We start from the raw sequence: 18,930 nt of genomic DNA, 5'->3' as shown, positions 1-18,930 counted from the left end.
GAGGAGCGAAGCCGCAGGAAGGGCCAACCCCTTTCAAGGCTTTGCGACGCCAAAATGGGCGATTTCGCCATATCCCTGCGGGATGCGGATCGACTGCGATCCTCGGGCCTGTTTTATTGGCAGACAAGACCGTGAACCCGTGCCATCCGTTGAGATAAGATAGCACGGCCCTTTTCATAGGTCAGACGGCACCGCCTCAGGCGGCGCGCCGTGCCTTTTCCTCGAGCCTCCGGCGATGAAGCACCGGCTCGGTATAACCATTCGGTTGCTCGCGGCCCTTCAGAACCAGATCAAGGGCGGCCTGGAAGGCGATGGAATCGTCAAACCGCCCGTTCATGGGCTGGTAGAGCGGGTCCGCCGCATTCTGACCATCCACGACTGCGGCCATGCGTTTCATCGTGTCGATGACCTGGTCTTCGGTGACCAACCCGTGATGCAGCCAGTTCGCCATATGCTGGGCGGAAATGCGCAGCGTTGCCCGATCCTCCATCAGGCCGATATTGTTGATGTCGGGTACCTTGGAGCAGCCGACACCCTGATCGATCCAGCGGACGACATAGCCGAGTATGCCCTGGGCATTGTTATCGAGTTCCCGCTGCACCTCTTCCGGTGTCCAGTTTGGCCGCTCGGCGACCGGAACGGAGAGAATGTCGGCAAGTTTGGCGCGCGGCCGGCTCTTCAACTCCTCCTGCACCGCGGCGACATTGACCTTGTGGTAATGCGTGGCGTGAAGTGTCGCGGCGGTCGGCGAAGGAACCCAGGCCGTGTTGGCGCCAGCCTTCGGATGGGCGATCTTCTGCTCCAGCATGGCGGCCATCAGGTCCGGCATGGCCCACATGCCCTTGCCGATCTGCGCATGCCCGGACAGCCCGCAGGCAAGACCGATATCGACGTTCCAGTTCTCGTATGCCGAGATCCAGGCGGCCTGCTTCATATCGCCCTTGCGGATCATCGGGCCGGCCTCCATGGAGGTGTGGATCTCGTCGCCGGTGCGGTCCAGGAAGCCTGTATTGATGAAGACGACCCTTTCGCGGGCGGCGCGGATACATTCCTTGAGATTGACCGTCGTGCGACGCTCCTCGTCCATAATGCCCATCTTGATGGTGTTTTCCGGCATTCCCAGCGCCTTCTCCACCCGATCGAAGATCTCGCAGGCAAAGGCAACCTCTTCCGGCCCGTGCATCTTGGGCTTGACCACATACATGGAGCCCGTTCGCGAATTCTGCCGCCGGCCATTGGGACCGATATCGCGCAAGGCGATCAGAGCCGTCACCATGGCGTCCAGTATGCCTTCCGGCACCTCTCTTCCATCACGGTCGAGAATGGCCGGATTGGTCATGAGATGCCCGACATTGCGCACCAGCATCAGCGAGCGGGCATGGACAGTCATCTCTTCGCCGTCCGGGCCGATATAGGTCATGTCCGGATTGAGCGTGCGGATGAAGCTTTTCTCTCCCTTCTGCACCTCCTCCTTCAGGTCACCCTTCATGAGCCCCAGCCAGTTGCGATAGACCAGGACCTTGTCCTCGGCATCCACGGCGGCGACGGAATCCTCGCAGTCCATGATCGTGGTGATCGCCGATTCGAGCCAGACATCGGAAATATGTGCCGGATCATCCTTGCCGATCGCCGATGAGGCATCGATCCGGATTTCGATATGCAGACGGTTCTTGGCGAGAAGGATGCGGGCCGGCGCCGAAGGCTCGCCCTGGTAGCCGCAAAACTGGCCGGGCTCCGCCAGCGCGACAACTTGTTCGCCCGCCTTGATGACGAGGCTGCCATCCTCCACGGAAAGACCGGTTACCTCGCTCCATTTTCCAGCTGCGAGCGGAACAGACTGATCGAGAAAGGTTCGGACCCAGCCGATGACTTTCGCGCCGCGCACCGGATTATACTGTGCCTGCCTGTCGGCCCCATCCGCGTCTGCGATGGCATCGGTGCCATAGAGCGCATCATAGAGAGAGCCCCACCGCGCATTGGCCGCATTCAGCGCATAGCGCGCATTCATGACGGGAACCACGAGCTGAGGACCGGCGATCTCTGCAATTTCGGGATCGACATTGGCCGTGCTGACATCGAAATCGGCACCTTCAGGCAGAAGATAGCCGATCTCCCGCAGAAATGCCTCGTAGGCTGCGAGGTCGGACGGGGCGCCGTTCTTGCGGTACCATTCGTCCAGCTGGACCTGGAACTGGTCGCGCTTGGCCAGGAGCTCACGATTGCGCGGCGCAAGGTCGTGAATGATGTTTGACAGCTCCGCAAAGAAACTCTCTGCATCCACACCGCTACCGGCCAGCGCCTCCTCCACCAGGAAGCTGTGCAGCGCCTCATCGATCGCCAGGCCATTTCGTTCGAGACGGCTCATCCGCGTCCTCCATGTTTGCCATTCTTTGCCAGAGGTTTTTGCGCGCTCGCAGGCCGTAGTCAATGCGGCATTGGTGGAAGAATGGGTGTGCGCCGGCAAGAGAAGCCTCGGCCGGCGCGCCGGATCAGTGCTTTGAACGGGGCGAGATGCGCATGGGCAGCCCGCCGCGCGGCTGCGTCGTCAGCCGTTGCACCGGCCAGGGGACGACACCTTCAACCGCATCGAATCGGAAGCGCGACATGAGGACGGCCAAAGCAATGACGGCCTCCTGCATGGCAAAGGTGGCGCCGATGCAGACCCGCGGACCTGCTCCGAAGGGGAGATACTGGAACCGGTCGATGCGGGTCCGGTTCTCCGGCAGGAATCGCTCCGGCATGAAGGCCCGCGGCTTCTCCCAATGGAGAACGTGCCGGTGAAGGGTCCAGGGCATGACCAGCGCCGTGGTTCCGGCGGCTATGTGCAGGTGCTTGCCATCCGGCGTCACCCAGACATCGTCCTTGATCGCTTCGCGATTGATGGAGGGTGCCGGCGGATAGAGGCGCATGCCTTCCTCGAAGGCCGCCCGCACATGCGGCATGCGATCCAGCCACTCGACCGGCTCGGCCCCCGATGCGATGACAGAGTCGATTTCCTGCTCCATGGCCTCCCTGAAATGCGGCGCATGCGCCAGACAGTAAAGGGTCCAGGCCAAGGCGCGGGCGGTCGTTTCGTGGCCGGCGCCAATGAAGGTGAGGATATTGTCCTCGATTTCATCGAGCGTCAGTCCCTCCGGGCCATCCAGTTCCAGCAACAGCGTGAGGAAATCATCGGGAACACCTGCGCGGTCCCTTGCCATCCTGGCCTTGCGCTGATCCATGGTCTGGCGAACCACCTCGCGAAAGCGATCCATGACCTGCTCGCCGCCGAACCGTGTCAGCCGCGGAACCCAGCCGGGCGCCCGCAGAAGATCCATGGGATCGACCCGCCCCATGCGGTGCAGAAGCGAATTCACGTCATCGGCGAAATTGTCGCTGGTCGTCACCACATCGCCGGAAAACAGGGTTTCGGACAGGATGGAAAAGGCGAGTTCCGCCATGCCTACGGCAATATCCTCCACCTGTCCTTCGGGAGGGACGGCGTTGAAGCGGTCGGCGAACTCGCTGGACTTGTCCAGCATCTTTCCGGCAAAGCTCTTGGCATGACGAGGCGTGAAAACCGGCGCCATGGCTTTTCTGGAGCGTTTCCACACCGGCCCCTCCGCCGTCAGGAGCCCGTCGCGCAAAATCGGACGCAGGATCAGCTGGCGCACCTCCGCCATGCGATAATTGGCGGCATTGTCCACCAGCACATGCCGGATGAGACCGGGATGATTGATGATGAAGGTTCGCTCGAAGAAGAACTTGGTTTCGATCCAGGGCAGCGTGTAGGACGGCTCACCCCAAAGTTCCAGCGGGTTGCGCAGGACCGTCCGGACGATTTCCAGCTTGCTGGGGATATGGGTCCGCGGGATGGGTGCCGGCGGTTCGAAAGCGTGGGGACGCGTATCCATTGACTGATCCTTGCCTGAAGAGGGCCGCAGTCAATGGATATCGGTACTAAAGAAGCGATTTCAATTCCGCGAGCTTGTCGTTCACCAGCCAGCCGTAATAATTCTCTTCCGGCCAGGACACGCCGCCATTGCGGTTGCGCGCGGCGAGCGCCGCGGCGCGGCGGGCGGAATTGCCGACATTATAGAGCGTTGCGGTAATGCCCGGATTCTTCGAAATGTCGACGCCCGCTATATCGGCATAATCGTCGATGGAGCGTTTGATCGTCGCCGCCATATAGGCAAGAGACTGGTCCGGATCCATGATGGCCTTGTAGACGTCATTGGCATCGGCTGCATTCAGTTTGGGATAGCCCGAACGCCTTGCAACGAGATCGGATTGCATCAATGCCGTCAGCGGATTGATCTGGCCGAGCCCAAAGGTCTGACCGGCGTAGAAAGGCTGGAAGAAGACCGCGCTGAACCGGTTGTCCGGATAGGAGACGCTATCGACACGGCGACCCCGGAAGACAGTCTCCCAGACAGTCTCCCGGCAGGTCCACAGGCGATAGGAATCCGAAAGCGACGCGCATTTTTCAAATTCCGGCCGGGCCACGAAAACCGTAATCGACTGGTCCTTGTAGCCGAAGCGGAACGTATCTCCCGCATAGGCCGCGGCCTTGACGTAGTAGGATTGCAGCCGGTCATAGGCATCGACATTGTAGGTATGTTCGCCGACGATTGCCCCGATCATATGGATCGGGTCAATGTCATACACGCGGGCCGTCTGCTTGATCTTGGAGATCAGGCTCTTGTCGCTGGCCAGGAGATCGCGAATCCGCTCATATTTCTCGTCAAAGCTTGTCTTGCCTGCCCTTGTGCGGCGAACGGAGGCGCCCGGCACCTTGGGCTGCTCGACGTTCCGATTGCCGGGCGGGACGACCGCCAGCCCGCCCGCTTGCACCGTGGGGAGCGCGCAGCACAGGATCATCAACAGGGTGAGTATGACGCGTGGCAATGGAGCGATCCCCGCATGTGGCTTGGCAGCCCGGACCGGCCGGCCGCCCGAACGAGCAAAAAGGATTGCGGGGCTCGGGCGAATCAGCGTCGGGCCATCGTCAGTCCAGTTATCTGAAGCCATACTGAAACAGGGGGGCCGGAGTCGAGCCCGGCCCCCTCACATTCCTGTCACTTCCATGGCGGAGGCGCCGATTCGTTGCGCCGGTGCCACGTTCTAGAGGATGTAGCGCGACAGATCCGTATCGGCGGCGATATCGCCGACATGCTTGCGCACATACTCCGCATCGACTTGCAGGGCGGTGCCGGGACGATCGGGCGCGTGGAAGGAAATCTCATCCAGCACGCGCTCCATCACCGTCTGCAGGCGCCGCGCCCCGATATTCTCGACCGAGGAGTTCAGATGCACGGCGACATCGGCCAGGGCGTCGATGGCATCCTCGGTGAAATCGAGCGTCAGTTGCTCGGTTTCCATCAGCGCCTTGTACTGGCGGATAAGGCTGGCTTCGGTTTCCGTGAGAATGCGACGGAAATCCTCCTTCGACAGCGGCTTCAACTCCACCCGGATCGGCAGGCGGCCCTGCAGCTCCGGCAGCAGGTCGGAGGGCTTGGAGACATGGAAGGCGCCGGATGCGATGAACAGGATATGATCCGTCTTGACCGGTCCATATTTGGTGGACACGGTCGTGCCTTCCACTAGCGGCAGAAGATCGCGCTGAACGCCCTCGCGGGAGACGCCGGCGCCGAGCCCACCATCGCGCGCGGCGATCTTGTCGATCTCGTCAAGGAAGACGATCCCGTCATTCTCGACGGAGCGGACGGCCTCCCGCTGGATGACCTCATTGTCGATCAGCTTGTCCGATTCGTCGCGGATCAGCTCGCCATAGGATTTCTCCACCGTCGTGCGGACCTTCTTGGTGCGGCCGCCCATGGCCTTGCCGAACATTTCGGACAGGTTCAGCACGCCGATATTGGCGCCGGGCATTCCAGGGATCTCGAAACCCGGCATGCCGGATCCCGTATCCGCCACCTCGATATCGATCTCCTTGTCGTCCAGTTCTCCATTGCGCAGCTTCTTGCGGAATGTTTCACGTGTGGCAGGCGAGGCGGTGGATCCGACGAGCGCGTCAAGCACCCGTTCCTCGGCACTCTGGTGCGCCTTGGCCTGCACCTCTGCCCGCTTCTTCTCGCGCACCAGTCCGACACCGATCTCGACGAGGTCGCGGATGATCTGCTCCACGTCGCGGCCCACATAGCCGACTTCGGTGAACTTGGTCGCCTCGACCTTGATGAAGGGCGCGCCGGCAAGCTTGGCCAGCCGGCGGGAGATCTCCGTCTTGCCGACACCGGTTGGTCCGATCATCAGGATATTCTTCGGCATGACCTCGTCGCGCAGGCTCTCGTCGAGCTGCTGGCGCCGCCACCGGTTGCGAAGGGCAATGGCCACGGCTCGCTTGGCGTCATGCTGGCCGATGATGTAGCGGTCCAGTTCCGAGACGATCTCGCGGGGGGAAAAAGTCGTCATAATCTACCTCTTCGGCGTCCTTGCTCCGGCCGGCTCATCAAGCCCGGCCGGCGGGGACCCGTTTCTCTCAAAGCTTGCGGTTATTCGGCGTCCAGCGTCTCGACCACCAGGTTATGGTTGGTATAGACGCAGATCTCGGCGGCAATATCGAGGGCCTGACGGGCTATCTCTTCGGCCGATTTGTCGGAATCCATCATTGCGCGGGCTGCGGCATAGGCGAAATTGCCGCCCGATCCGATGGCGATCGTGCCATGTTCCGGCTCCAGCACATCGCCATTGCCGGTCACTGCCAGGGTCACCGTCTTGTCGGCGACGAGCATCATGGCTTCCAGATTGCGCAGATATTTATCGGTGCGCCAGTCCTTGGCGAGCTCGACGGCTGCACGCATCAACTGGCCGGGATACTGCTCCAGCTTCTTTTCCAGTCGATCGAGAAGGGTGAAGGCATCCGCCGTTGCGCCGGCGAAACCGGCAATCACTTCGCCCTTGCCGATGCGCCGAACCTTTCGGGCATTGCCCTTCATTACGGTCTGGCCGAGACTGACCTGTCCGTCGCCGGCCATGATCACCTTGCCGCCTTTCCGCACGGTAATGATTGTTGTCATACTCACACCTGTCGGCCCCAGTCCGGGCCCTTGTCGCGCCGGTCCATTCCGGCTGTTGAGCCTCATGTAAGTTGTGCTTTTGCGATTGCAAATCCTGTTCCGTCGATCTCCAGCCGCATCCGGGAAGGCGCCTTATGCTTGGCCTGCGACCGGCCAGTATTGCGGTTTGCCGGAATCGTTTGCACCACAGCGGCGTCACTGCTAAGCAGCGCAGATCGAATTGAAGGCTTCAGAAGACTGGTGACCAAGATGAGCGAGCGTCGTGCGTCCGTTTCTCGCAAGACCAATGAGACCTCGATTTCTGTGGCCGTCAATCTCGACGGAACGGGAGTGTCGAAGATCGAGACCGGCATCGGTTTCTTCGACCATATGCTGGAGCAGCTGTCCCGCCATTCGCTGATCGACATGGACATTGACTGCAAGGGCGACCTGCACATCGACGATCATCACTCCGTCGAAGATACGGGCATTGCGATCGGCCAGGCGATCGCCAAGGCGCTCGGCGACCGCCGTGGCATCACCCGCTATGCCTCCCTCGATCTGGTCATGGATGAGACGATGACCAAGGCCGCCGTCGATCTTTCGGGTCGTCCCTTCCTGGTCTGGCATGTTGCCTTCAGCGCCGCCAAGATCGGCACTTTCGATACGGAACTCGTCCGGGAATTCTTCCAGGCACTCGCCCAGAATGCCGGCATCACGCTGCATGTCACCAATCATTACGGCGCCAATAATCACCATATTGCCGAAACCTGCTTCAAGGCCGTGGCCCGCGTGCTGAGAACCGCAACCGAGATCGATCCCCGCCAGGCTGGCCGCGTCCCGTCCACCAAGGGGATGCTGGTCTGAGCGTGCCAGGAGGCGCCGTGCGCAGTTTTATCATTCTGACCCCACCGGGCGGACCGGATCGCGATCACGCAAGCACCCGTTTTGTGGCCGATTCCTTTGCCTGGCTCGGCTTTATCTTTCCCGGATTGTGGCTGCTGTTTCACCGGTGCTGGCTGTTCGGCATCGTGACGCTCGCGGCACAGGGAATGCTGGTCTGGCTTAGTGATCAGCCCGGACTGTTCTGGGGCGGGACCCTGTCGGAACTCGCAATCGGCCTGCTGGTTGGACTCGAAGGCCGTCAGATCCTGGCGCGGCGCCTCGTCGCCAAGGGCTGGGCGGTCGCCGATATCGTCACGGCACCGGATCTTCAAACGGCGGAACAAATCTACTTCGCCGGGCTTCCGGTCCGCCAGCCGCAGCCGGACGTTCCGGTCACCGACTGGAAGAACCTCACACTGTCCGGCCCGCCACGTCTGCAGACTGGCCCGGCACTTGGACTTTTCGATCTTGGTGGAGGGCGCTGATGCGCGTTGCAATCATCGACTATGGATCGGGCAATCTCCGCTCCGCAACCAAAGCGTTCGAGCGCGCCGCTAAGGAGGCCGGGCTTCAGGCCGAGATCTGTCTGACGGACCGACCGGATGAGGTAAGCCGCGCGGACCGGATCGTCTTGCCCGGGGTTGGAGCCTATGCCGATTGCCGGCGCGGCCTTTCCTCCGTTTCCGGCATGGAGGAGGCCCTTCTGGACGCCGTGCAGACCAAAGCCCGGCCCTTCCTGGGAATCTGCGTCGGCATGCAATTGATGGCATCGCGCGGACTTGAGAAGGATGTCACGCAGGGCTTTGGCTGGATCAAGGGCGATGTCGTCGAAATGACGCCTTCCGATCCCGGCCTGAAGATCCCGCAGATCGGCTGGAACACGTTGACGCTCAACCGTCCGCATGCTCTGTTCGACGGCATTCCGACCGGCCCGGACGGGCTGCACGCCTATTTCGTTCACTCCTATCACCTGGCGGCCGAGACGCCGGATGACGTGGTGGCAACGACCGAGTATGGCGGTGCCGTGACCGCCTTTGTCGCGCATGGCAACACGGCCGGCGCGCAGTTCCATCCGGAAAAGAGCCAGACCCTCGGCCTGGCCCTGATCTCCAACTTTCTGCGCTGGAAGCCCTGACATGATCCTTTTCCCGGCGATCGACCTCAAGGACGGCCAATGCGTGCGTCTGAAACTTGGCGATATGGATCAGGCGACGATCTATAATCCCGATCCCGCCGCCCAGGCCAAGGCCTTTCAAGACCAGGGCTTTGAGTGGCTGCACGTGGTGGATCTCGACGGCGCCTTTGCCGGCGAAAGCCGCAACGGCTTTGCTGTCGACGCCATTCTGAAGGCGACGACGAACCCTGTTCAACTGGGCGGCGGCATCCGCAGCCTCGCGCATATCGAGGCCTGGCTGTCGCGCGGCCTGGCACGGGTCATCCTTGGCACCGTTGCCGTGCGGGATCCGGCGCTGGTCCTCGAAGCCTGTCGCAGATTTCCGGGCCAGATCGCCGTGGGCATTGACGCCAAGGGCGGCAAAGTGGCCGTCGAGGGCTGGGCGGAGGCGTCCGAACTCGGCGTGATCGAGCTTGCCAAGCGCTTCGAAGGCGCCGGCGTTGCCGCCATCATCTATACCGATATCGACCGCGACGGCATTCTTGCCGGAATCAACTGGGGGTCGACGCTCGACCTTGCAGCCGCAGTCTCCATTCCGGTGATCGCCTCCGGCGGGCTTGCCTCGCTCGATGACATCCGTCGCATGCTCGAACCGGATGCCGCAAAACTTGCGGGCGCGATTTCCGGCAGAGCCCTGTATGACGGTCGCATCGATCCGGCCGAGGCGCTGTCCCTCATCCGTGCCGCCAAGGGAGGCCGAGCATGACCCTCAAAGCGCGCGTCATTCCCTGCCTCGACGTCAAGGACGGCCGTGTCGTCAAAGGGGTCAACTTCGTCGACCTGATCGACGCGGGCGATCCGGTCGAGGCGGCCAAGGCCTATGATGCGGCCGGTGCCGACGAATTATGCTTTCTCGACATCACCGCATCCTCCGACAATCGCGACACGATTTTCGATGTGGTGGCGCAGACGGCCGAGCACTGCTTCATGCCGCTGACCGTCGGTGGTGGCGTGCGGGCCGTTGCCGATATCCGCAAGCTCTTGCTGGCTGGCGCCGACAAGGTGTCGATCAATTCCGCAGCGGTGAACAATCCCGATTTCGTTGCCGAGGCCGCCGACAAATTCGGCAATCAATGCATCGTCGTATCCATCGATGCGAAGCGGCGGCGCGTTGAGGGATCCGGTGAGGACAAGGCCGGCGGCTTCGAAAGCGCCTGGGAAATCTACACGCATGGGGGCCGCACCGCGACCGGCATTGACGCGGTGGCCTTTGCCAGGCACATGGTGGAGCGCGGTGCAGGCGAGCTGCTGGTCACGTCGATGGATCGCGACGGCACCAAAAGCGGGTATGATCTCGAGCTGACGCGTGCGATCGCCGATGCGGTGCGGGTGCCGGTGATCGCCTCGGGCGGCGTCGGCACGCTGGATGACCTGGTGGCGGGTGTGCAGCAGGGCCATGCGACGGCCGTTCTTGCCGCATCCATCTTCCACTTCGGCACCTATTCCATCGGCGAAGCCAAGCGCTACATGGCCGAGCACGGCATTGCCATGCGGCTCGACTGAGGGGACCCCAAGTGAGCGACTTTTCTCTCAGCGATCTCGAAGCCATCATTGCCGAACGCGCCAAGGCGGATCCGGCGCAATCCTGGACGGCAAAGCTTGTCGCCGCGGGCCAGGAAAGGGCGGCCAAGAAGCTGGGGGAGGAGGCGGTGGAAACCGTCATCGCCGCCATTTCTCAGGACCGGACACATCTTGCGGCCGAGGCCGCCGATCTCCTCTATCATCTGATGGTCGTATTGAAGATTGGCGGCGTTCCGTTGCAGGATGTGCTGGACGAACTTCAACGCCGAACGGCCCAATCGGGCCTCACGGAAAAGGCGAGCCGACAACACTCATGACGATCGCCAGCCAGCCTATCGATTCGGACATTTCGCCTGAGCCCGCGCCGGACGGGAATTATTCGCCCTTCTTCCAGTTCACCTCCGAGGAATGGTCGAAATTCAGGGCCGATACGCCCTTGACGCTCACCGGTGACGAGGTGAAGCGGCTACGCTCACTGGATGATCCGATCGATCTTGATGAAGTGCGGCGAATCTATCTGTCGCTGTCACGTCTGCTGTCGGCCCATGTGGAAGCGTCCCAGCTTCTCTTCCAGCAGCGCAACCGTTTCCTCAGCCTCTCCGACCAGGTCAAGACCCCTTTCGTCATCGGCATTGCCGGCTCGGTCGCGGTGGGCAAATCGACAACGGCGCGCATCCTCAAGGAATTGCTCGCCCGCTGGCCCTCCAGTCCGAAAGTCGATCTCGTGACGACCGACGGCTTCCTCTATCCCAATGCCATCCTGCGGCGGGATAATCTGATGGAGCGCAAGGGCTTTCCCGAAAGCTACGATATCGGCGCGCTGTTGCGCTTCCTGTCGGCGATCAAGGCTGGAAAACCCAATGTGAAGGCGCCGAAATATTCGCACCTCACCTATGACGTCCTGCCGGACGAATTCACCGATATCGACCGCCCAGACATCCTGATCTTCGAGGGGATCAACGTTCTGCAGTCGCGTACCCTGCCTGCCGACGGCAAGGTCGTTCCCATGGTCTCGGATTTCTTCGATTTCTCGATCTATATCGATGCCGATGAGGGCCAGATCCACAATTGGTATGTGGAACGCTTCATGCGGCTGCGGCAGACAGCCTTCCGCGACCCATCCTCCTTCTTCAACCGTTACGCCACGATCACCGAGGATGCGGCTCTGGCGATCGCCGAAGGTCTCTGGCAGAACATCAATCTGAAGAACCTGCGGCAGAATATCCTGCCGACACGGCTTCGCGCCGATCTGATCCTGCGCAAAGGCAGCAATCACTTCATCGAAACGGTTGCGCTGCGCAAACTGTAGGCGATGGATCGCCTGCTTTCGATATGAATCGTCAGCGATGGACCCGCCGCAGTGTCAGGTTGATCCGCCCGCTTTGCCGCAGGAGCGTCGAAGTGTTCGGGTAGATCCGGTCCACTCCGTGGTAAGCAAGCCTCCCCTCGCCGCCAAGGACGACGATATCGCCGCTGGTGAGTTTGACGGAGCTTGTCCTGTCGCTCCTTTCGCGGCCGCCGATCCGGAAAAGACAGCTATTGCCGAGCGAGATCGACAGAACCGGCGCGTCGAGATCCTCCTCGTCCCGATCCTGGTGCAGACCCATCTTCGCATCGTCGGCGTAGAAATTGATGAGGCAGGCCTCCGGTGGCTTGGGGTAATCCGCATAGTGCTGCCAAAGGGACAGAAGCTCGTCCGGCATGGCCGGCCATGGCATCTGCGTCACCGGATGCCTCTCCTGATAGCGATAGCCCTTCGCCTTGTCGGTCACCCAGCCAAGCGTTCCGCAATTGGTCATGCGGACCGACATGGGCCGGCCGCTGCCCGGCATGACCGGCACGTAAAGAGGCGCTTGGCTGACGACGGCGCGAATCACCTCCACCAGATGCTCCTGGGCGGCCCGATCGAGCGCTTGCGGGTGATGGACAATGCCATTGGCCAGAAACAGCATGAGCGTGCCTTCATTCACTGCCAGCTGGGCGGCTGCGCATCTTCTTGACTTCGGATCGTCCGGATTTCTCCTTCAGGCGCCGCTCGACGGAGCCTTTGGTGGGCCTTGTCTTCTTGCGCGGCGGCGGCGGCGGCTTGGCCGCTTCCAGGAGCAATTCCTTCAACCGCTCGCGCGCATCCTCGCGGTTGCGCTCCTGGCTGCGGAAGCGATTGGCCTCGATGAGCAGCACGCCGTCCTTGCTGAGCCTTCGCCCCGCAAGCTTCGCCGCATTTTCCTTGATTCGCTCCGGCAGCGACGGCGATCCCATCAGGTTGAAGAACAGCTGGACTGCGGTGGAGACCTTGTTGACGTTCTGGCCGCCCGGTCCACCGGCAAGAACGAACTGTTCCGTCAGTTCCCATCCGGCAAGGGTCAATCGGCTATTGATGACGAGGGGGTCGCTGGCCATGATCTGTCTCCGCGCCCTCTATTCCACAGAAGCAAGCAAAAGAAAACCGCCGGGCTTGAAGGCCCGGCGGCATCCGTTGGTCGACGTCGGAGAGATCACTCGGCGGCGGCGAGCATTCCCGGAGCAGCGTCGCGCACCTTGCTGTCGACGTGCTGCTCGAACTTGGTGAAGTTGGAGACGAACATGTCCACCAACTTCCTGGCCTGCGCATCATAGGCGCCGCCATCGGTCCAGGTGGACCGGGGATCGAGAATGGCACCATCGACGCCCGGCACATTGACCGGCACCGCAAAGCCGAAATTGGCATCGGTGCGGAATTCCGCCTTCTTCAACTCGCCAGTCAGCGCCGCCGTCAGCAGAGCCCGCGTCGCCTTGATGGGCATGCGCCGCCCGGTGCCATATGCGCCGCCGGTCCAGCCGGTATTCACCAGCCAGCAATCCACCCCGTGGCGGGCAATCAGATCCCGCAGGAGATTGCCGTATTCCGTCGGGTGACGGGGCATGAAAGGCGCTCCGAAGCAGGTCGAGAAGGTGGCTTCCGGCTCCGTTACACCCTTTTCGGTTCCGGCCACCTTGGCCGTGTAGCCGGACAGGAAGTGGTACATCGCCTGTTCGGGCGTCAGTTTCGCGATCGGCGGCATGACGCCGAAGGCATCCGCCGTCAGCATGATGATGGTCTTCGGATGCGGTGCGAGCCCGGTCGCGGATGCATTGGGAATGAAATGCAGGGGATAGGCGCTGCGGGTGTTTTCCGTCAGCGAGGCATCATCGAAATCCGGCTTGCGGGTGCCATCGAGCACCACATTTTCCAGGACGGTGCCGAATCGGCGGGTCGCTGCGTAGATTTCAGGCTCTGCTTCCGCCGAAAGGCGGATGGCCTTGGCATAGCAGCCGCCTTCAAAATTGAAGATGCCGTTTTCGCCCCAGCCATGCTCATCGTCGCCGATCAGCGTCCGGTTCGGATCGGCCGAAAGCGTTGTCTTTCCCGTGCCCGACAGGCCGAAAAAGACGGCGGCATCGCCGTCCGGACCGACATTGGCGGAGCAATGCATGGGCATGACGCCCTTTTCCGGCAGAAGATAGTTCAGGACCGTAAAGACCGACTTCTTGTTCTCGCCGGCATAGGAGGTCCCGCCGATCAGGATCAGCCCGTTCTCGAGGTCGCAGGCAATCACGGTTTCGCTGCGGCAGCCATGGCGTGCCGGGTCGGCGCGGAAGCTGGGCAGGTTGATGATCGTCAGCTTTTGCTGGAAGGCTTCGAGACTGGAGCGCTCAGGACGGATCAGCAGGTTGCGGATGAACAGCGCATGCCAGGCCAGTTCCGTCACCACGCGCGTGGGAAGGGCGTAATCATGATCGGCGCCACCGATCAGATCCTGCACGTAGAGCGTCTTGCCGGCCGCGTGGGCGAGCATGTCCTGCTTCAGAGACGCAAAATGCTCCGGCGACATGGGCTTGTTGTTGTCCCACCAGATGTTCGGCTGCGTGCGCGCATCCTGCACGACGAACTTGTCCTTCGGCGAGCGACCGGTGTGCTGTCCCGTCACGGCCCGCAAAGCGCCGTCGATCGTCAGTTCGGCCTCGCCGGCGCGTAGCGCCGCCTCATACAGTTCGCTCTCGTTTAAATTGTAGTTAACGCGAGCAACACCTGTCAGCCCGAGCGCCGTCAGACCATTCGAGGGATTGTGCACTCCATACTCTTCCATGTCGCGCTTTCCTTTGAGCTGACGTTGAGATGGTGGGCAACCTAATGAGACTCTGCCAAAAGAGCAAGGGGCTCGCTTGAAATAGACTAACGAAATCAATTATTTAATCGATTTAAAAACTTTTTGTCATTTTTAAATCGGTTAGATGCAGGGTGAAGGACGGGCTGACGCGCCCTATATTAGGCCCTTGTGGAGGACGCCGAAATGGGCACCCCTTTATCTTTGCCACATTTTGTTCCACCTTTATCCCCAAGAGACGCATGATTGAACATGGGTTCGGCTGGGTCACAATCCAGGAGATGCGTACAGTATGGCGGAGACAGACAGAATGCAGACTATCGCCCTCGTAGACGACGACCGCAACATTCTCACGTCGGTATCGATTGCTCTGGAGGCGGAAGGCTACCGGGTCGAAACCTACACGGATGGCGCCTCTGCTTTGGATGGTTTGCTCGGCCGGCCGCCGCAGCTGGCGATCTTCGATATCAAGATGCCCCGCATGGACGGCATGGAACTGTTGCGGCGCCTGCGCCAGAAATCCGATCTCCCGGTCATCTTCCTCACCTCGAAGGATGAGGAGATCGACGAATTGTTCGGCTTGAAGATGGGCGCCGACGATTTCATCACCAAGCCCTTCTCGCAGCGCCTCCTCGTCGAGCGGGTCAAGGCGATCCTGCGCCGCTCGTCCAAGAGTGAGATCATCGGACCCTCGGGTGCCAAGGCAACCGCCGATCAGCAGGCGCGCACCCTTGAGCGCGGTCAGCTCAGCATGGACCAGGAACGCCATACCTGCACCTGGAAGGGCGAACCCGTGACGCTGACGGTGACGGAATTTCTGATCCTGCATTCTCTGGCGCAGCGGCCGGGCGTGGTGAAGAGCCGCGACGCGCTGATGGATGCCGCCTATGACGAGCAGGTCTATGTCGATGACCGCACGATCGACAGCCACATCAAGCGTCTTCGCAAGAAGTTCAAAATGGTTGACACCGATTTTGATATGATCGAGACGCTCTACGGCGTAGGCTATCGATTCCGCGAGGCCGCCTGATCTTTCGCCACGACAGGCGAATTTCAGCTCCGCGCACTGACCGCCGAGACGGCCGGCGGTTGCCGTGAAAGGGAAAGGCTTGGCCGATCACACCATCCATCGCGATCATTCAGGCGGCGAAGATCCGGCGCTGCCGCGTGCAAGGGGAAGGGTCTGGTCTCACCCCTTCACCCTGATGCGCCGCATCTTCGGCAATGCCGTGTTTTCCAGCCTGACCCGGCGGATCCTGTTCTTCAATATTGCGGCAACCGTCGTCCTCGTCGGCGGCATTCTCTATCTCAACCAGTTCCGCGAAGGGCTGATCGACGCGCGCGTCGAAAGCCTGCTCACCCAGGGCGAGATCATTGCCGGCGCGATTTCCGCCTCGGCTTCCGTCGATACGAATTCGATCACCATCGATCCGCAGAAGCTTCTGGAACTGCAGGCCGGTCAGAGCATCACGCCCGTTCCCAATGACGAGGATCTCGATTTTCCCATCGATCCGGAGCGCGTGGCGCCGGTCCTGCGCCGCCTGATCTCGCCGACACGGACACGCGCGCGCCTCTTCGATGCGGATGCCAATCTCATCCTCGATTCGCGCCACCTCTATTCGCGCGGCCAGGTGCTGCGTTTCGACCTTCCGCCCGTCCAGGGAGAGGCAACCACCTGGGGCGACTGGTTTGCCAGCCTGATCAACAGGATGCTGCAGCCCGGCAATCTGCCGGCCTATAAGGAGGCCCCCGGCGGCGATGGCTCGATCTATCCAGAGGTGATGAACGCCCTGACCGGCGTGCGCGGCGCCGTTGTCCGGGTGACCGACAAGGGCGAGCTCATTGTTTCGGTCGCGGTTCCGGTGCAGCGCTTCCGGGCCGTGCTCGGCGTGCTGCTGCTCTCGACCCAGGCAGGCGACATCGACAACATCGTCCATGCCGAGCGGCTGGCGATCATGCGCGTCTTCGGGGTTGCAACTCTCGTCAATATCCTTCTGTCGCTTCTCTTGTCGTCGACGATCGCCAATCCGCTGCGCCGTCTGGCGGCAGCGGCCATCCGGGTGCGGCGCGGCGTCAAGCAGCGCGAGGAGATTCCCGATTTCTCGGCACGGCAGGACGAAATCGGCAATCTTTCGATCGCCCTCCGCGACATGACCAATGCGCTCTACGATCGGATCGACGCCATTGAGAGCTTTGCGGCCGATGTGAGCCATGAATTGAAAAACCCCCTCACCTCGCTTCGCAGCGCGGTCGAGACCCTGCCGCTGGCCAAGACGGAAGACTCCAAGCAGCGGCTTACGAACATCATTCTTCACGACGTCCGGCGGCTGGACAGGCTGATCAGCGATATTTCCGATGCCTCGCGACTCGACGCCGAGCTTGCCCGTTCGGACGCCGCGCCCGTGGATCTGGAAATCCTCCTTTCCAATCTCATCGAGATTTCCCGGCAGATCCGGACCGGCCGCAAGCCTGTCGAGATCGATCTGGTGATCGACCACAAGACGGGCGCCAAGATGAGCTACTTGGTCCAGGGCCACGACCTGCGCCTGGGCCAGATCGTCACCAATCTCATCGAAAATGCGCGGTCCTTCGTGCCGGAAAAGAGCGGCAGGATCTCCATCCACCTGTTCCGCCAGCGCAGCAATTGTATCATCCAGGTCGACGATAACGGACCGGGCATCCGCGCCGAGGATATCGACCGCATCTTCGAGCGCTTTTATACCGATCGCCCGGAAGGCGAGAGCTTCGGCCAGAATTCCGGCCTGGGCCTCTCGATCAGCCGGCAGATTGCCGAGGCCCATGCCGGCACCTTGCGGGCGGAAAACCTGCTGAACCCCAAGGGCGAGATCGTCGGTGCGCGGTTCACGCTCTCCCTGCCGGCCGGCCCTGCCCCATGAGCGAACCGCGCCGCAATCTTCATGCCACGGCAATCGTGGTGGGGCGACGGGGGCTGATTTTCCTCGGTCCCTCGGGCGCCGGCAAATCCTCGCTCGCCTTTTCCTGCCTGGCAGAGGCGCGCGCCGGCGGCGCCTTTGCGGCGCTGATTGCCGACGACCAGGTCTTCCTGTCACAGAGCGGGGATGTCACGATCGCGCACCGCCCTGCCGCAATCGCCGGCCTCATGGAGATACGCGGTAGCGGGCTCGTCACCCTGGACAGCGTCGACCAGGCCGTGCTGGACCTTGCCATTCTCGTCGTCGATGCGTCGGCCGCCGAACGCTTGCCGCCCGAGGGCGAACGCGAGGCGTTGGGAGGTCAATCGGATCTGCCGCTGATCCGGCTTGCGCGTCACACGTATCAACCTTTGGCAGCAATCGGCGCTCTTTACCCGGAATTTAGAGGTGAAATGCCATTCTGCTGACAAAGAGGACGCCATTTTTGACTTGCACTTCGACATCACATCGACAAGATGGCATCCCACCGCCGTTAGGCCTGTTGCGATGCGAAACGGGGCCAAGCGTATCGTTATACCTGGGGGTGATTTCATTATGATCGGACTTGTGCTTGTCACGCATGGCAAGCTGGCTGATGAGTTCCGACATGCGCTGGAGCATGTGGTTGGACCGCAAAAGAACATCGAAACCGTCTGCATCGGCCCGGAAGACGACATGGATCAACGCCGCCGGGATATCCTCGAAGCGGTGGGACGCGTCGATGAAGGCTTTGGTGTCGTCATCCTCACCGACATGTTCGGCGGAACGCCGTCCAACCTGTCGATTTCTGTTATGAGCACCGGAAAGATCGAAGTGATCGCCGGGGTCAACCTGCCGATGCTGATCAAGCTTGCCGGCGTGCGTATCGACAACGACATGCAGAAGGCATTGGCCGAAGCCGCCGATGCCGGCAGAAAATATATCAATGTTGCAAGCCGCGTGCTGAGCGGCAAGTAAGATCCTTCATGGCAGACCTTTCTCGCGAACTCCTGATCGTCAACAAGCGCGGCCTGCATGCCCGCGCCTCCGCCAAATTCGTCCAGACCGTGGAAACCTTCAATGCCCAGATCATGGTGTCCAAGGACGGTATGACCGTGGGCGGGACCTCCATCATGGGTCTGATGATGCTCGCGGCCAGCCCCGGCTGCACCATTGAAGTCAGTGCGGCCGGCACCGATGCCGAAGCGGCGCTGGAGGCGCTGACCAGGCTTGTGGCCGACCGTTTCGGCGAAGAAATGTGATCATATAAAGACTTCTTTATATCCTTATTGCTAGTCCTCTGGAACCCTGCTACATCG

General features: G+C 61.4%; 20 protein-coding genes. 12 read left to right on the top strand and 8 right to left on the bottom strand.

Features of this window, described 5'->3' with window-relative positions:
* Positions 1-196 precede the first annotated feature (196 nt).
* The 5 genes from QTJ18_RS21940 to hslV all read right to left on the bottom strand — a co-directional run bounded on the left by QTJ18_RS21940 (position 197) and on the right by hslV (position 7,016).
* Positions 197-2,365, bottom strand: coding sequence for a malate synthase G (locus tag QTJ18_RS21940; RefSeq protein WP_252755395.1), 2,169 nt, complete (start codon positions 2,363-2,365; stop codon positions 197-199).
* Between the two features lie 124 nt (positions 2,366-2,489).
* Complete coding sequence (locus QTJ18_RS21935; RefSeq protein WP_252755394.1) at positions 2,490-3,893, bottom strand: cytochrome P450; 1,404 nt, start codon at positions 3,891-3,893, stop codon at positions 2,490-2,492.
* A gap of 46 nt (positions 3,894-3,939) precedes the next feature.
* Positions 3,940-4,860, bottom strand: coding sequence for a DUF1402 family protein (locus tag QTJ18_RS21930; protein WP_252755409.1), 921 nt, complete (start codon positions 4,858-4,860; stop codon positions 3,940-3,942).
* A 243-nt stretch (positions 4,861-5,103) separates the two neighbouring features.
* Positions 5,104-6,411: an ATP-dependent protease ATPase subunit HslU gene (gene hslU / locus QTJ18_RS21925; protein ID WP_252755393.1), complete on the bottom strand. Its 1,308-nt coding sequence runs from the start codon at positions 6,409-6,411 to the stop codon at positions 5,104-5,106.
* An 80-nt stretch (positions 6,412-6,491) separates the two neighbouring features.
* Positions 6,492-7,016 (bottom strand): ATP-dependent protease subunit HslV, encoded by a 525-nt coding sequence (gene hslV, locus QTJ18_RS21920; RefSeq protein WP_252755392.1) that lies wholly within the window; start codon positions 7,014-7,016, stop codon positions 6,492-6,494.
* A gap of 249 nt (positions 7,017-7,265) precedes the next feature.
* On the opposite strand from hslV, the gene hisB reads away from it, so the two are divergent.
* Genes hisB through coaA form a run of 7 tightly spaced genes read left to right on the top strand, consistent with a single transcriptional unit; the run spans position 7,266 to position 11,884 of the window.
* The gene (hisB, locus tag QTJ18_RS21915; protein WP_252755391.1) at positions 7,266-7,862 is read left to right on the top strand and encodes an imidazoleglycerol-phosphate dehydratase HisB; all 597 of its coding nucleotides are present in this window, start codon (positions 7,266-7,268) and stop codon (positions 7,860-7,862) included.
* A 17-nt stretch (positions 7,863-7,879) separates the two neighbouring features.
* A complete protein-coding gene (locus QTJ18_RS21910; RefSeq protein WP_252755390.1) occupies positions 7,880-8,365 on the top strand; it encodes a DUF2628 domain-containing protein in 486 nt (161 codons plus the stop codon).
* Positions 8,365-9,015, top strand: a complete 651-nt coding sequence (gene hisH, locus QTJ18_RS21905) for an imidazole glycerol phosphate synthase subunit HisH (protein ID WP_252755389.1) — start codon at positions 8,365-8,367, stop codon at positions 9,013-9,015. Before QTJ18_RS21910 ends, hisH begins: the two co-directional genes overlap by 1 nt.
* Position 9,016: 1 nt before the next feature.
* Complete coding sequence (hisA, locus tag QTJ18_RS21900; protein WP_252755388.1) at positions 9,017-9,760, top strand: 1-(5-phosphoribosyl)-5-[(5-phosphoribosylamino)methylideneamino]imidazole-4-carboxamide isomerase; 744 nt, start codon at positions 9,017-9,019, stop codon at positions 9,758-9,760.
* Positions 9,757-10,557, top strand: a complete 801-nt coding sequence (gene hisF / locus QTJ18_RS21895) for an imidazole glycerol phosphate synthase subunit HisF (RefSeq protein WP_252755387.1) — start codon at positions 9,757-9,759, stop codon at positions 10,555-10,557. Before hisA ends, hisF begins: the two co-directional genes overlap by 4 nt.
* Before the next feature lie 11 nt (positions 10,558-10,568).
* On the top strand, positions 10,569-10,892 hold the full coding sequence (locus tag QTJ18_RS21890) for a phosphoribosyl-ATP diphosphatase (protein WP_252755386.1): 324 nt from the start codon (positions 10,569-10,571) through the stop codon (positions 10,890-10,892).
* A complete protein-coding gene (gene coaA / locus QTJ18_RS21885; protein WP_252755385.1) occupies positions 10,889-11,884 on the top strand; it encodes a type I pantothenate kinase in 996 nt (331 codons plus the stop codon). The genes QTJ18_RS21890 and coaA overlap by 4 nt, the downstream gene beginning before the upstream one ends.
* A gap of 31 nt (positions 11,885-11,915) precedes the next feature.
* Here the strand turns inward: coaA and QTJ18_RS21880 are convergent, their stop codons facing one another.
* The 3 genes from QTJ18_RS21880 to QTJ18_RS21870 form a co-directional block, all read right to left on the bottom strand.
* Positions 11,916-12,527 carry an alpha-ketoglutarate-dependent dioxygenase AlkB family protein gene (locus tag QTJ18_RS21880; RefSeq protein ID WP_252755384.1) on the bottom strand — a complete coding sequence of 204 codons (612 nt, stop codon included), beginning with the start codon at positions 12,525-12,527 and terminating at the stop codon, positions 11,916-11,918.
* Between the two features lie 10 nt (positions 12,528-12,537).
* Complete coding sequence (gene arfB, locus QTJ18_RS21875) at positions 12,538-12,975, bottom strand: alternative ribosome rescue aminoacyl-tRNA hydrolase ArfB (protein ID WP_252755383.1); 438 nt, start codon at positions 12,973-12,975, stop codon at positions 12,538-12,540.
* A 95-nt stretch (positions 12,976-13,070) separates the two neighbouring features.
* Entirely contained in the window at positions 13,071-14,681 is a 1,611-nt protein-coding gene (locus tag QTJ18_RS21870; protein WP_252755382.1) for a phosphoenolpyruvate carboxykinase, read from the bottom strand.
* Positions 14,682-15,009: 328 nt separating this feature from the next.
* Here QTJ18_RS21870 and QTJ18_RS21865 point away from each other — a divergent pair, with 328 nt between their 5' ends.
* The 5 genes from QTJ18_RS21865 to QTJ18_RS21845 all read left to right on the top strand — a co-directional run bounded on the left by QTJ18_RS21865 (position 15,010) and on the right by QTJ18_RS21845 (position 18,873).
* Positions 15,010-15,729 (top strand): response regulator transcription factor, encoded by a 720-nt coding sequence (locus QTJ18_RS21865; RefSeq protein ID WP_252755381.1) that lies wholly within the window; start codon positions 15,010-15,012, stop codon positions 15,727-15,729.
* Between the two features lie 130 nt (positions 15,730-15,859).
* Entirely contained in the window at positions 15,860-17,596 is a 1,737-nt protein-coding gene (locus QTJ18_RS21860) for a sensor histidine kinase (protein WP_289852225.1), read from the top strand.
* Positions 17,593-18,060 (top strand): HPr kinase/phosphorylase, encoded by a 468-nt coding sequence (locus QTJ18_RS21855; RefSeq protein ID WP_252755380.1) that lies wholly within the window; start codon positions 17,593-17,595, stop codon positions 18,058-18,060. Before QTJ18_RS21860 ends, QTJ18_RS21855 begins: the two co-directional genes overlap by 4 nt.
* A 127-nt stretch (positions 18,061-18,187) precedes the next feature.
* On the top strand, positions 18,188-18,589 hold the full coding sequence (locus QTJ18_RS21850; protein ID WP_252755407.1) for a PTS sugar transporter subunit IIA: 402 nt from the start codon (positions 18,188-18,190) through the stop codon (positions 18,587-18,589).
* Positions 18,590-18,597: 8 nt separating this feature from the next.
* Positions 18,598-18,873, top strand: a complete 276-nt coding sequence (locus QTJ18_RS21845) for an HPr family phosphocarrier protein (protein ID WP_252755379.1) — start codon at positions 18,598-18,600, stop codon at positions 18,871-18,873.
* Positions 18,874-18,930: the final 57 nt, after the last annotated feature.

It is taken from the genome of Rhizobium sp. SSA_523, from assembly GCF_030435705.1.
Lineage (GTDB): Bacteria > Pseudomonadota > Alphaproteobacteria > Rhizobiales > Rhizobiaceae > Neorhizobium.
The sequence above is the reverse complement of the archived record's forward strand: the minus strand, read 5'-3'. Positions and strand labels throughout refer to the sequence as shown.